Source organism: Enterobacter cloacae complex sp. 385G4, from assembly GCF_057320665.1.
In genome coordinates, this window is record NZ_JBXWDD010000004.1 from 156,489 (window position 1) to 169,058 (window position 12,570).

At 60.5% G+C, this 12,570-nt stretch carries 10 protein-coding genes; 6 read left to right on the forward strand and 4 right to left on the reverse strand.

Translation table 11 applies throughout. The features are described from left to right. From lsrD to lsrA, 3 genes are read right to left on the reverse strand one after another with little or no spacing between them, the layout of a single operon-like run. A complete protein-coding gene (gene lsrD, locus AC2FAJ_RS13605) occupies positions 1-978 on the reverse strand; it encodes an autoinducer 2 ABC transporter permease LsrD (protein ID WP_485454239.1) in 978 nt (325 codons plus the stop codon). Continuing rightward, the gene (gene lsrC, locus AC2FAJ_RS13610) at positions 979-2,010 is read right to left on the reverse strand and encodes an autoinducer 2 ABC transporter permease LsrC (RefSeq protein WP_045631606.1); all 1,032 of its coding nucleotides are present in this window, start codon (positions 2,008-2,010) and stop codon (positions 979-981) included. It lies immediately after the preceding gene. Continuing rightward, positions 2,007-3,494 carry an autoinducer 2 ABC transporter ATP-binding protein LsrA gene (gene lsrA / locus AC2FAJ_RS13615; protein WP_045631607.1) on the reverse strand — a complete coding sequence of 496 codons (1,488 nt, stop codon included), beginning with the start codon at positions 3,492-3,494 and terminating at the stop codon, positions 2,007-2,009. Before lsrA ends, lsrC begins: the two co-directional genes overlap by 4 nt. Before the next feature lie 215 nt (positions 3,495-3,709). Between lsrA and lsrR the strand changes: the two genes are divergently transcribed. The 3 genes from lsrR to AC2FAJ_RS13630 all read left to right on the forward strand — a co-directional run bounded on the left by lsrR (position 3,710) and on the right by AC2FAJ_RS13630 (position 8,500). Then, positions 3,710-4,678 (forward strand): transcriptional regulator LsrR, encoded by a 969-nt coding sequence (gene lsrR / locus AC2FAJ_RS13620; protein WP_153657192.1) that lies wholly within the window; start codon positions 3,710-3,712, stop codon positions 4,676-4,678. A gap of 34 nt (positions 4,679-4,712) precedes the next feature. Continuing rightward, complete coding sequence (gene lsrK, locus AC2FAJ_RS13625; RefSeq protein WP_485454240.1) at positions 4,713-6,293, forward strand: autoinducer-2 kinase; 1,581 nt, start codon at positions 4,713-4,715, stop codon at positions 6,291-6,293. Between the two features lie 185 nt (positions 6,294-6,478). Continuing rightward, positions 6,479-8,500, forward strand: a complete 2,022-nt coding sequence (locus AC2FAJ_RS13630) for an oxidoreductase (RefSeq protein WP_309257548.1) — start codon at positions 6,479-6,481, stop codon at positions 8,498-8,500. Here AC2FAJ_RS13630 and rlmG read toward each other — a convergent pair. After that, positions 8,497-9,633, reverse strand: a complete 1,137-nt coding sequence (gene rlmG, locus AC2FAJ_RS13635) for a 23S rRNA (guanine(1835)-N(2))-methyltransferase RlmG (RefSeq protein WP_163332898.1) — start codon at positions 9,631-9,633, stop codon at positions 8,497-8,499. The genes AC2FAJ_RS13630 and rlmG overlap by 4 nt on opposite strands. An 83-nt stretch (positions 9,634-9,716) precedes the next feature. Between rlmG and AC2FAJ_RS13640 the strand changes: the two genes are divergently transcribed. From AC2FAJ_RS13640 to AC2FAJ_RS13650, 3 genes are all read left to right on the forward strand, one after another. Then, on the forward strand, positions 9,717-10,220 hold the full coding sequence (locus tag AC2FAJ_RS13640) for a YgjP-like metallopeptidase domain-containing protein (RefSeq protein ID WP_023333531.1): 504 nt from the start codon (positions 9,717-9,719) through the stop codon (positions 10,218-10,220). 70 nt (positions 10,221-10,290) lie between these two features. Further along, complete coding sequence (locus tag AC2FAJ_RS13645) at positions 10,291-11,289, forward strand: Gfo/Idh/MocA family protein (protein WP_045631609.1); 999 nt, start codon at positions 10,291-10,293, stop codon at positions 11,287-11,289. Positions 11,290-11,539: 250 nt separating this feature from the next. Further along, on the forward strand, positions 11,540-12,508 hold the full coding sequence (locus AC2FAJ_RS13650; RefSeq protein ID WP_047364670.1) for a TerC family protein: 969 nt from the start codon (positions 11,540-11,542) through the stop codon (positions 12,506-12,508). Positions 12,509-12,570: the final 62 nt, after the last annotated feature.

Below are 12,570 nucleotides of genomic sequence, written 5' to 3' on the forward strand. Positions count from 1 at the left end.
TTACGCTCCGGAGTGTTTTCTAAAGAGAGACCGCACCCATTCACGGTGCAGACTCAGCGAACGTCCCATCACCACCGCAACCAGCAGCGCCCCCGACAGCGCGCTCGACACCTGGTTGGGGATGCCGACCATCTGTAATCCCTGCTGGAGATACCCCACCAGCAGCGCCGCCAGCGCCGTACCCAGCACCGACCCTGAACCGCCGTAAATATTTGCCCCGCCGAGTACGGCGGCGGTGAGCGCGGGCATCAGCAAATCGCGCCCCAGATCCGAACGCGCAGAGCCGAAATAGGAGACCATCACCAGCGCGGCAATCGCCGAGGCCACGCCCACCAGGCCGTACAGCGCATACGGCATGCCGTTGACCGACAGCGCCGCATAGCGCGCCGCGCGCGGGTTCTGCCCAATCAAAAACAGATGACGGCCAAAGCGCCCGCGGTGGGTCATCAGCCAGAAGAAAGCGGTAATCACCGCGAACAACACCAGCGGGATCGGCAGCCCCAGCACCGTGAGGTTAGCAAAGGCGGTAAAGCTGTCCGGGAAGCCGCCGATGCCCTCATAGCCCGTCGCCCCCGCCATGCCGGAGAGCAGCAGCGCCCCGCCGCCGTAGAGGTAAAGCGTGCCGAGGGTAATGACTAAAGGGCTAATGCCGGTGTAGTGGATCAGCGCCGCATTCACCAGCCCACACAGCAGGCCAAGCAGCAGCGTCAGCGGAACGGCGATCGTCATGGGCCACCCCGCCTGCATCATCACCCCCAGCGCGATGGCGCACAGGCCGATGGTGGAGCCCAGCGAAATGTCGATCCCGCCGCTGATAATCACCAGCGTCAGCGGCAGCGCCACAATGCCGATGCAGATAAAATCGCTGGTGCTGAACAGCAGCATATTAACGTCGAGCATGCGCGGGTTAATGGCGCCGAAGAGCAGGATCTCCAGCACCAGCAAAATGAGCAGCGCGCTTTCCCAGTTAAGCCTCATTTACGCCACCTCTTTTTTGCGTTTGGGAAACGGGGTAACGTGCTTTCCCCCTTTGTTACCCGGCTGGAAGCGACCGTACTTCAGCGCCCGCTGATGCCGTGAGAGCGCCTGACGCAGCCGCCCGTCGAGCACCAGCACGCCCAGCAGCACCAGTCCGGCGATAAAGTCGTTCCACCATGCCGGGAGCCTGAACAGCACCAGCACGGTATCGATTTGGGTGAGGAAAAAAGCCCCAAGCAGAGCACCGATCAGCGTGCCGGTGCCCCCCAAAAGCGAGATCCCCCCGAGGACGCAGGCGGCGATAGCCTTCATCTCCAGCCCGCTGCCGGTCTGGTTGGGCACAAAGCCGATCTGCGCGGCAAAAACAATCCCGGCGCAGGCTGCCAGCATGCCGTTGAGGGTGAAGGCGATCATGCGCGTGCGGTTCACCGCCACGCCCAGCTGGCGCGCGGCGGCGAGGTTATCCCCCACCGCGTAAAAATCACGCCCGAACGCGGTGCGCGATAGCCCCCACGCGCCAACGACCACGAGAATCAACACTCCCACGCCGAGCGGCGAAATGCCGACGGCGGCAGGCTCGGAGAGAGATTTCAGTCCCGGCGGCAGCCCCTCAATCCACTTTCCGCCGGTCCAGAGCAGCATCGCCCCGCGGTAAAGCCCCAGCGTGCCGAGGGTGGCGACAATCGCAGGGATGCGCAGCCCCACCACCAGCACGCCGTTGAACGCCCCCGCCAGCGCGCCAATCGACAGCGCAAAAAGTATCGATACCGGCAGGCTATAGCCACCGTTGAGCGCCACGCCGACGGCAATCGCGGACAGCCCGACGGTCGAGCCCACGGAGACGTCGATATTGCGGGTCAGCATCACCAGCGCCGCGCCGATGGCCAGCAGGATCAGGATCTGCGCGCTGGCGAAGATCATCCCCAGCGTTTGCAGGCTGAAGTAGGACGGATTCAGCGCCACCAGCACGGCGAACAGCGCCAGAATGGCAAGAAACGCGCTCAGCTCGCGGTTTTTGACTAAGATCTTCATGATTGTCCTCCAAACGCCAGCGCCATCATCCGATCGAGACTGACGGCGTGGCGCGGCAGCTCGCCGCTGAGTACGCCCTGATGCATCACCAGCACGCGATCCGCGAGGCCGGGAAATTCATCGAGATCGCTTGAGATCATCAGCACCGCAACATTCTGCGCCGCCACGCTTTTGATGAGCTGGTAGATATCGGCGCGCGCCGACACGTCCACGCCGCGCGTCGGTTCATCGACGATCAACAATAAAGGATTGGCCTCCAGACAGCGTGCCAGCAGCACCTTCTGCTGGTTGCCGCCGGAGAGCGTGCGCACGGTTTGATCTGCATGGTTGAGCTTGATCCCCAGCGCCCGGTGATAGCGCTCCACCACCGCAGACTCCCGCTTTCGCTGCTGCCAGAGCGACGGCTCGTTCAGCGCCACCGTGTTCCAGCGGACAGGCGCGTCGAGAAACAGGCCGGACACCTGCCTGTCTTCCGGCAGATAAACCAGCCCTTTTTCCAGACGTGAACCAACCGGATCGGAGGTGATCTCCCGGCTCTCCAGCCACACCCGCCCGCCGCGTACGGGACGCAGGCCGTAGAGCGTTTCGGCAAACTCGGTGCGCCCGGATCCGACCAGTCCGGCAAGGCCAACGATCTCCCCGGCGTAAATCTCAAGGCTGAGATCGATAAAGCCCTCTCCGGTGAGATCTTCCACGCGCAGCACCGGAAAATCCTGCGGCTGGGTGCGGCGATTGCCCGGCAGCGCCAGCCACAGCTTTTGCGCATCGCTTAAGCCTTTCTCGCGGCTGACCGGCGTCATGGCGGCGATCAGGGCGCTGTCGTCAAACTGGGCGGTTTCGCCGCTGAGCACCACCGCGCCGTCGCGCATCACCGAAACGTGGCTCGACAGCGTGCGGATTTCCGGCAGCTTATGCGAGATAAAGACAATCCCGACGCCGAACGTCTGTAAGGCGCGGATCTGGCGAAACAGCCGTTCGGTTTCGCCGGGCGTCAGCGAGGCCGTGGGCTCGTCGAGGATCAGAATTCTGGCGTTGCGCATCAGCCCGCGCAGGATCTCCACCATCTGCTGGTCCGCCACTTCCAGGGTGCTGGCCGTTGCGTCAAGATTAAGCTGGCACTGCAGCTGCTGAAGTTTCTCCGCCAGGCGTTTTTCCCGATCGCGCTCGCGCGGCAGGCGGAACAGGATGTTTTCCCTCACGGTCAGATTGGGGAAAAGCAGAGGCTCCTGCGGCACCAGATAAATGCCTAACCGGTGCGCCTGCGCCGGGGTAAGCCGTGCAAAAGACTCGCCCGCGACCGAAAGTTCACCGCTATCCGGCGTTTCCACCCCAGCGATGATCTTCATTAGCGTCGATTTTCCCGCGCCGTTACCGCCCATCAGTGCATGCACCTGCCCCGCAAGCAGCGTGAAATCAATGCCTTTTAAGACCGGCACGCCTGAGAACTGCTTGCTGATATTTCGCGCGTTGAGAAGTGGTGTCATCATCGCTCCGCTATTGAACAAATGATTTTTAGATTTAATAATGTTCAAAAGCGTAGACGGTGAACTATATTTACAACCGTGCAGGGATCACAGTTTTATCGATTGAGATTCAGATTAACCAGAAACGATCTAAATGATCCGTTTTGTCGCGTGGCTCACATTTTCACGCCGCGCCATTACGAACATATGATCTAAATTTTTATAAGAGTTCAATTATGAGCGATAAACGCACTGCGGAAGAAGGACGGTTTGCCGGGCTGGCACTGGCGGAAGAGGAGCTGGTGGCGCGCGTCGCCTGGTGCTACTACCACGACGGGCTGACCCAGAACGACATCGGTGAACGGCTCGGGCTACCGCGTTTGAAGATTTCCCGCCTGCTGGAGAAGGGCCGCCAGTCCGGGGTTATCCGCGTGCAGATCAACTCCCGCTACGAGGGCTGTCTGGCGCTGGAGACCGAGCTACAGCAGCGCTTTGGCCTGAAGCTGGTGCGCGTAATGCCCGCTCTGAATACCCCGCCGATGAACGTGCGGCTCGGCATTGGCGCGGCGCAGTCGCTGATGGGCGTGTTGGAGCCCGGCCAGCTGCTGGCGGTGGGGTTTGGTGAAACCACCATGAGCAGCCTGCAGCACCTGAGCGGCTTTATCAGCTCACAGCAGATCCGCCTGGTGACGCTCTCCGGCGGCGTCGGGCCATATATGACCGGTATCGGACAGCTGGACGCGGCCTGCAGCGTCAGCATGATCCCCGCCCCGCTTCGCGTGTCTTCCGCCGAAGTGGCCGGGATCTTAAAACGCGAAACCAGCGTGCGGGACGTGATCCTCGCCGCCACCGCCGCTGACGTGGCGGTGGTCGGTATTGGTTCAGTAAACCAGCGCCGTAACGCCACGATCCTGCGCTCCGGCTACATCAGCGAAGGTGAACAGCTGATGTATGCCCGCAAAGGCGCGGTCGGCGACATTCTCGGCTATTTCCTCAATGCCGATGGGGAGTGCGTCGAGGAGCTGGAGATCCACAAAGAATTACTCGGCGTCTCGCTTGATGAGCTGGCGCAGCTGCCCACCATCGTTGGCGTGGCCGGCGGGGAAGAGAAAGCCGATGCGATTTATGCCGCACTGAAGGGTCGCCGTATCAATGGCCTGGTGACGGAAGAGACGACAGCCCGCGCGGTGCTGGCCCTGACGTAAAGGGCATGCCCTGCGCTAACAATGAGGCAAGCTCATGAGTTACCTTTTAGCGTTAGATGCAGGGACAGGCAGCGTTCGCGCCGTGATTTTCGATTTGCAGGGCAACCAGATTGCCGTCGGCCAGGCCGAATGGAAGCACCTGAGCGTGGAGAACGTGCCGGGGTCGATGGAGTTCGATCTCGACACCAACTGGCAGCTGGCCTGCCGGTGCATTCAGCAGGCGCTGGAGCGCGCGCGCCTGAGCGCGGCGGATATTCAGTCCGTCGCCTGCTGTTCGATGCGCGAAGGGATCGTGCTGTACGACCGCAGCGGCGAGGCCATCTGGGCCTGCGCCAACGTCGACGCCCGCGCCAGCCGCGAGGTGGCTGAACTCAAAGAGATCCACGACTACCGTTTTGAATCCGAAGTGTATGACGTTTCCGGCCAGACGCTTGCTCTTAGCGCCATGCCGCGCCTGCTCTGGCTGGCGCATCACCGTCCGGACATCTACCGCAAGGCCGCGACCATCACCATGATCAGCGACTGGCTGGCGGCAAAGCTCTCCGGTGAGCTGGCGGTGGACCCGTCGAACGCGGGCACGACGGGCATGCTGGATCTCTTCTCCCGCGACTGGCGTCCGGCGCTGCTCGACATGGCCGGGCTGCGCGCCGATATTCTCTCACCGGTAAAAGAGACCGGCACCGTGCTGGGTGCCATTACCCATGAAGCCGCGCAGCAGAGCGGCCTGCGCGAAGGCACGCCGGTAGTGATGGGCGGCGGCGACGTGCAGCTGGGCTGTCTGGGGCTGGGCGTGGTTCGCGCCGGACAAACGGCGGTGCTGGGCGGCACCTTCTGGCAGCAGGTGGTTAACCTGCCGCAGGTGCGCACCGACCCTGAGATGAACATCCGCGTGAACCCGCACGTTATCCCCGGCATGGCACAGGCGGAGTCGATCAGCTTCTTTACCGGGCTGACCATGCGCTGGTTCCGCGACGCCTTTTGTGCCGAAGAGAAGCTGATTGCCGAGCGGATGGGGATGGACACCTATTCCCTGCTGGAAGAGATGGCGGGCCGCGTACCCGCTGGCTCCCACGGCGTAATGCCAATCTTCTCCGACGCGATGCATTTCAAGCAGTGGTACCACGCCGCGCCGTCGTTTATTAACCTCTCCATCGACCCGGAAAAGTGCAACAAAGCGACGCTGTTCCGCGCCCTGGAGGAGAACGCGGCAATCGTCTCGGCCTGTAACCTGACGCAGATTTCGCGCTTCTCCGGCGTGACGTTTGATAGCCTGGTGTTTGCGGGCGGCGGCGCAAAGGGCGCCCTGTGGAGCCAGATTTTAAGCGACGTCACCGGCCTGCCGGTGCGCGTGCCGGAAGTCAAAGAGGCAACGGCGCTCGGCTGCGCCATTGCCGCCGGAACGGGCGCGGGGCTGTTTGCGGATATGGCCTCGACGGGCGAGCGGCTGGTGAAGTGGAGCCGCGAGTTTACGCCAAACCCGCAGCACCGGGAGCTGTACGACGGCATGATGGAGAAGTGGCAGGCGGTGTACGCGGATCAGCTCGGGCTGGTGGACAGCGGGCTGACCACGTCGATGTGGCAGGCGCCGGGGTTAGCGCGGGCAGCGACGCCGTAAATAACGCCGGATGGCGCTTCGCTTATCCGTCCTGGAGTTTTGTAGCCCCGGTAAGCGTAGCGCCACCGGGGAAGTTCTTTGAGATCTATCACAATCATTCGATCCCGCTTTTACCTTTCTGCTGCCGCTGGCTAAATTAGTAACTCATCCGACCACATAACAATAATTTTACACTGGAAGAGACTATGAGCCGCTACCCGTCGCTATTCGCCCCCCTCGATCTGGGGTTTACCACCCTCAAAAACCGCGTGCTGATGGGCTCGATGCACACCGGGCTGGAAGAGCGTCCGGACGGAGCCGAGCGCCTGGCGGCCTTCTATGCCGAACGCGCCCGCCACGGGGTGGCGCTGATTGTCACCGGCGGCGTAGCCCCTGCCCCTTCAGGCGTGACGATGGAGGGCGGCGCAGTTCTGAATGATGCGACACAGCTGCCGCATCACCGCATTGTCACGGACGCGGTGCATAACGAAGGCGGCAAAATCGCCCTGCAAATTCTGCACACCGGGCGCTACAGCTATCAGCCAAAGCTGGTTGCGCCATCGGCTATTCAGGCGCCGATTAACCGCTTTACCCCTCACGCCCTCAGCCACGACGAGATCCTGGCGCTGATCGACGATTTTGCCCGCTGCGCCGCGCTGGCGCGTGAGGCGGGCTACGACGGCGTGGAGGTGATGGGCTCTGAAGGCTATCTGATTAACGAATTCCTCGCCGCACGCACCAACCAGCGCGACGACGAATGGGGCGGTGACTATACCCGCCGCATGCGCTTTGCCGTGGAGGTGGTGCGCGCGGTGCGCGAACGTGCGGGCGCGGACTTTATTATTATCTTCCGCCTGTCGATGCTCGACCTGGTGGAGGGCGGCGGCACGTTCGACGAAACCGTGCAGCTGGCGCAGGCGATTGAAGCCGCAGGCGCCACCATCATCAACACCGGGATTGGCTGGCACGAAGCGCGCATCCCGACCATCGCCACGCCGGTGCCGCGCGCGGCGTTCAGTTGGGTAACGCGCAAGCTGAAAGGCAAAGTCTCCGTTCCGCTGGTTACCACTAACCGCATTAACGACCCGCAGGTGGCGGACGATGTGATCTCACGCGGCGACGCCGATATGGTATCGATGGCGCGTCCGTTCCTCGCGGACTCCGAACTGCTCTCCAAAGCGCAAAGCGGCCGTGCGGATGAGATCAACACCTGCATCGGCTGTAACCAGGCCTGTCTGGATCAAATATTCGCCGGCAAAGTCACCTCATGCCTGGTGAACCCCCGCGCCTGCCATGAAACCAAAATGCCGGTGGTTGCGACAGTCAATAAAAAACGCCTGGCCGTGGTGGGCGCTGGCCCCGCTGGGCTGGCGTTTGCGGTGAATGCCGCCTCGCGCGGGCACAGCGTGACGCTGTTTGATGCCGCCGGTGAAATTGGCGGGCAGTTTAATATCGCCAAACAGATCCCCGGCAAAGAGGAGTTCTATGAAACGCTGCGCTACTACCGCCGGATGATCGATCTGACGGGTGTTGATCTGCGGCTTAACCAGCTTGTCAGCGCGGCGGATCTGATCGGTTTCGACGAGGTGATCCTCGCGAGCGGGATCGCACCGCGCACGCCTGCAATCGAGGGTATCGATCATCCGAAGGTGTTGAGCTATCTGGACGTATTGCGTGACAAAGCGCCCGTTGGCGAGAAGGTGGCGATTATCGGCTGCGGCGGGATCGGCTTTGATACCGCGATGTATTTAAGCCAGCCGGGCGAGGCCACCAGCCAGAACATCGCCGAGTTTTGCGTAGAATGGGGCATTGATACCAGCCTGAGCCAGTCCGGCGGATTACGGCCGGAAGGGCCGCAGCTGCCGAAAAGCCCGCGCCAGATCGTGATGCTCCAGCGTAAGGCCAGCAAGCCGGGTGAAGGGCTGGGCAAAACCACGGGCTGGATCCACCGCGCCACCCTGCTCTCGCGCGGGGTGAAGATGATCCCGGGGGTGAGCTACCAGAAGATCGACGACGACGGGCTGCATGTGCTGATCGGTGGTGAACCGCAGCTGCTGCGCGTGGATCATGTGATTTTGTGCGCCGGACAGGAGCCAAAGCGCGATCTGGCCGATCCGCTGCGCGAAGCGGGTAAAACGGTGCATTTGATCGGCGGGTGCGACGTGGCGATGGAGCTGGATGCGCGGCGGGCGATTGCGCAGGGCACCCAGCTTGCACTGGTTATTTAGCGACGGCGACCCAGCTTCACCGCTTTCAGCACCACAAACTTGTTATTGGTCGCAATGGTGACGCAGTTGCCGAAAATCTTCTTCAGCTTGTGGAAGTAGTCCAGGTGGCGGTTCGCCACGATATACAGCTCGCCGTTGATTTTCAGGCAGCGGCGCGCGTGGTGGAACATCTCCCATGCGACGTTATCCGTCAGGGCGTGCTTCTGGTGGAACGGCGGGTTGCAGAACACGGCGTTGAAGCGGAAAGGCTCAACGCCGGAGAGCGCGTTGTTGATCATAAATTCGCAGCGATCCACCGCTTCCGGCATGTTGGTTTCCACGTTCAGACGGCTGGAGGCCACCGCCATCGGCGACTCGTCGCTGAACACCACGCTGGCTTCCGGATTCTTCGCCAGCAGCGTCAGGCCAATCACGCCGTTGCCGCAGCCCAGATCGACAATCTCCCCTTCCAGGTTTTCCGGCAGGTGCTCCATAAAGAAACGCGCCCCAATATCCAGCCCGGTGCGGGAGAAAACGTTCGCATGGTTATGGATGGTCCAGTCGGTGCCTTCCAGTTTCCAGCTCAGCGTCTCCGGCGCGTCGGCCAGCTCCGGTGCGCTGAAGGTGCAGTTGATCAGGCGCGCTTTTTTCCAGGCAAGCGTGGTAGTGGTCGGGCCGAGCACTTTCTCGAACAGCTCCAGCGTTGAGGTGTGAATATCGCGCGCTTTGGCACCCGCAATAATGCGGGTTTCCGGCGTGACGACTTTGCGCAGCGCGCGAAGCTGTTGCTCCAGCAGTGCCATGGTTTTTGGCACCTTGAGCAATACCACGCCCGGCGCCTGCGGGTAGTCCGCGGTGCTGTCGAGGAACTTCACGCTGGACTCGTCGATGTCGTTATGGCGCAGGTTTTCACGCGTCGCCAGTTCGCTCAGGTAGGAATCGCCAATGCTGTACGGCGTGTGCTCTGCCAGGGCGCAGCCCAGGGCACCAAACGCGTCATTCAGGATCAGAACCGGGCCGCGGATTTCAGTCTCATCCAACTGCTGCAGCAGATATTCATCTGCCGCTTCCCACGCCTGAAGCGGGTTTACGTCGTCCGTTTCCGGGAAACGTTTAAGGTTGAGTGAACGGAAACCGTTGTCTAAGTGGCTCATCGGCCCTCCTGAATGGTAAAATTTGGCGTATCCCTGAAAAGGGTGCGTGAGTATACCCGTTTTCGCATTAATTTGGGCTTTTGATGAACCAACTTACTTATCTCCAGGGCTATCCGGAGCATTTACTGACTCAGGTTCGCAGCCTGATTGCCGAGCAGAAGCTCGGCGCGGTGCTGGAAAAACGCTATCCCGGCACGCACGATTTCGCGACCGATAAGGCCCTCTGGCAGTATACGCAGGATCTGAAAAGCCGGTATCTGAAGAGCGCGCCGCCGATCAACAAGGTGATGTACGACAACAAGATCCACGTGCTGAAAAACGCGCTCGGTCTGCACACCGCCATCTCCCGCGTGCAGGGCGGCAAGCTGAAGGCTAAGGCGGAGATCCGCGTGGCGACGGTGTTTCGTAACGCGCCGGAAGCCTTTCTGCGGATGATCGTGGTGCATGAGCTGGCGCACCTGAAAGAGAAAGAGCACGACAAAGCGTTCTATTCCCTGTGCTGCCACATGGAGCCGCAGTATCACCAGCTGGAGTTTGATACCCGCCTGTGGCTTACGCATTTATCGTTAAATGGTAATGCGGAATAGCGCACTGGTTTTGCAATAATCCCGTGCTACAGTGGCTAAAGGTTCCCCGCTACGGAGTACGTAAACGTTTATGATACGTTTCGCAGTCATTGGAACGAACTGGATCACGCGCCAGTTCGTCGACGCCGCCCACGAAACCGGCAAACTTAAACTCACCGCAGTCTATTCCCGCAGCCTTGAGCAGGCGCAGAGCTTTGCTAACGACTACCTCGTCGAGCATCTCTTCACCTCCCTGGATGAAATGGCGCAAAGCGACGCCATTGACGCGGTTTATATCGCCAGCCCGAACTCCCTGCACTTCCCGCAAACGGCGCTGTTTCTCAGCCACAAAAAGCACGTGATTTGCGAGAAGCCGCTGGCCTCGAATATTGAGGAAGTGGAAGCGGCCATTGCGCTTGCCCGCGAAAACCAGGTGGTGCTGTTCGAAGCGTTCAAAACCGCCAGCCTGCCGAATTTCCTTCTGCTGCAGCAGTCCCTGCCGAAAATTGGCAAAGTGCGCAAAGCCTTTATCAACTACTGCCAGTATTCGTCGCGCTATCAGCGCTATCTGGACGGCGAGAATCCGAATACCTTTAACCCGGCCTTCTCAAACGGCTCGATTATGGATATCGGTTTTTACTGCCTGGCCTCTGCCGTAGCGCTGTGGGGCGAGCCGCACGGCGTTACGGCCACCGCCAGCCTGCTGGATAGCGGCGTGGATGCACACGGTTTGGTGGTGCTGGATTACGGTGATTTCAGCGTCACGCTGCAGCACTCCAAGGTGAGCGATTCCGTGTTGCCGAGCGAAATTCAGGGCGAAGCCGGGTCGCTGGTCATCGAGAAGATCTCCGAATGCCAGAAGGTGAGCTTCGTGCCGCGCGGCGGCAAAGCGCAGGAACTGACGCAGCCTCAGCATATTAACACTATGCTCTATGAGGCAGAGGTCTTCGCCCGTCTGGTGGAAGACAACGAAGTGAATCACCCAGGCCTTGCGGTAAGCCGCACCACGGCGAAGCTGCAAACCGAGATCCGCCGCCAGACCGGCGTGGTGTTCCCGGCAGACGGCGTCGGCGCGGAAGCGATCGCGTAAAGCTGTGTAATGAAACGGCGCAGGCCATTGACGAAACCGATGGTCTGACATATTTTGTTACCTGCAAAGGGGAGTAACTTCTTCGCCGGTGGATCGTCATTACGATGCGTAAAATATGCATCCGGTCGCCGGGCAACCTTCGTGGTTGTAAGTGAGACCTTGCCGGAAGGCGAGGTCTATGCATAAAAAGCTAACGGCTATCGTCTTCTGACCATGGCCGTTTTTGTTTTTTATGTGTAAGGAAAATAGTATGCATTCTGTCGGCACTCCAATGCTGTGGGGCGGATTCGCGGTTGTCGTGCTCATCATGCTGGCGATCGACCTCTTTTTGCAGGGTCGTCGCGGCGAGCACGGCATGAGCGTTAAGCAGGCCGCCGTCTGGTCGCTGGTCTGGGTTACCCTCTCGCTCCTCTTTTGCGCCGCCTTCTGGTGGTACCTGGCCTCAACCGAAGGCCGTGCGGTGGCCGATCCTCAGGCGCTCGCCTTCCTCACCGGTTATCTGATTGAAAAAGCCCTGGCGGTTGATAACGTCTTCGTCTGGCTGATGCTGTTCAGCTACTTTGCTGTGCCTGCAGCCTTGCAGCGCCGCGTGCTGGTCTACGGCGTGCTGGGTGCCATTGTCCTGCGTACCATCATGATCTTCGCTGGCAGCTGGCTGATTACCCAGTTCGAATGGCTGCTGTACGTGTTCGGCGCGTTCCTGCTGTTCACCGGGGTCAAAATGGCGCTGGCGAAAGAAGACGATACCGGTATCGGTGATAAGCCGCTGGTGAAGTGGATCCGTGGTCATCTGCGCATGACGGACAAGATCGAGAGCGAGCACTTCTTCGTGCGTAAGAACGGCCTGCTGTTTGCTACCCCGCTGCTGCTGGTGCTGATTCTGGTCGAGCTGAGCGACGTGATTTTCGCGGTAGACAGCATCCCGGCAATCTTCGCGGTGACGACTGATCCGTTCATCGTGCTGACCTCTAACCTGTTTGCGATCCTCGGTCTGCGCGCCATGTATTTCCTGCTGGCAGGTGCGGCAGAGCGCTTCTCGATGCTGAAGTACGGTCTGTCGGTGATCCTGGTCTTCATTGGTATCAAGATGCTGATCGTGGATTTCTACCACATCCCGATCGCCATTTCGCTTGGCGTGGTGTTCGGCATTCTGCTGGTGACGCTGGTTATCAATACCTGGGTTAACCGCCAGCACGATAAAAAGCAGCAGGTGGAGTAATCCCCTCACCCTAACCCTCTCCTCAAAGGGGAGAGGGTTAACACACTTTTGTGACTCAATAG

Excerpts from the sequence above, each read along its gene's own strand:
- AC2FAJ_RS13650 (WP_047364670.1), top strand. The coding sequence starts at position 11,540 with ATGCATTCTGTCGGCACTCCAATGCTGTGGGGCGGATTCGCGGTTGTC.
- rlmG (WP_163332898.1), bottom strand. The coding sequence starts at position 9,633 with ATGAGCCACTTAGACAACGGTTTCCGTTCACTCAACCTTAAACGTTTC.
- lsrA (WP_045631607.1), bottom strand. The coding sequence starts at position 3,494 with ATGACACCACTTCTCAACGCGCGAAATATCAGCAAGCAGTTCTCAGGC.
- lsrR (WP_153657192.1), top strand. The coding sequence starts at position 3,710 with ATGAGCGATAAACGCACTGCGGAAGAAGGACGGTTTGCCGGGCTGGCA.
- lsrK (WP_485454240.1), top strand. The coding sequence starts at position 4,713 with ATGAGTTACCTTTTAGCGTTAGATGCAGGGACAGGCAGCGTTCGCGCC.
- lsrC (WP_045631606.1), bottom strand. The coding sequence starts at position 2,010 with ATGAAGATCTTAGTCAAAAACCGCGAGCTGAGCGCGTTTCTTGCCATT.
- AC2FAJ_RS13640 (WP_023333531.1), top strand. The coding sequence starts at position 9,717 with ATGAACCAACTTACTTATCTCCAGGGCTATCCGGAGCATTTACTGACT.
- lsrD (WP_485454239.1), bottom strand. The coding sequence starts at position 978 with ATGAGGCTTAACTGGGAAAGCGCGCTGCTCATTTTGCTGGTGCTGGAG.
- AC2FAJ_RS13630 (WP_309257548.1), top strand. The coding sequence starts at position 6,479 with ATGAGCCGCTACCCGTCGCTATTCGCCCCCCTCGATCTGGGGTTTACC.
- AC2FAJ_RS13645 (WP_045631609.1), top strand. The coding sequence starts at position 10,291 with ATGATACGTTTCGCAGTCATTGGAACGAACTGGATCACGCGCCAGTTC.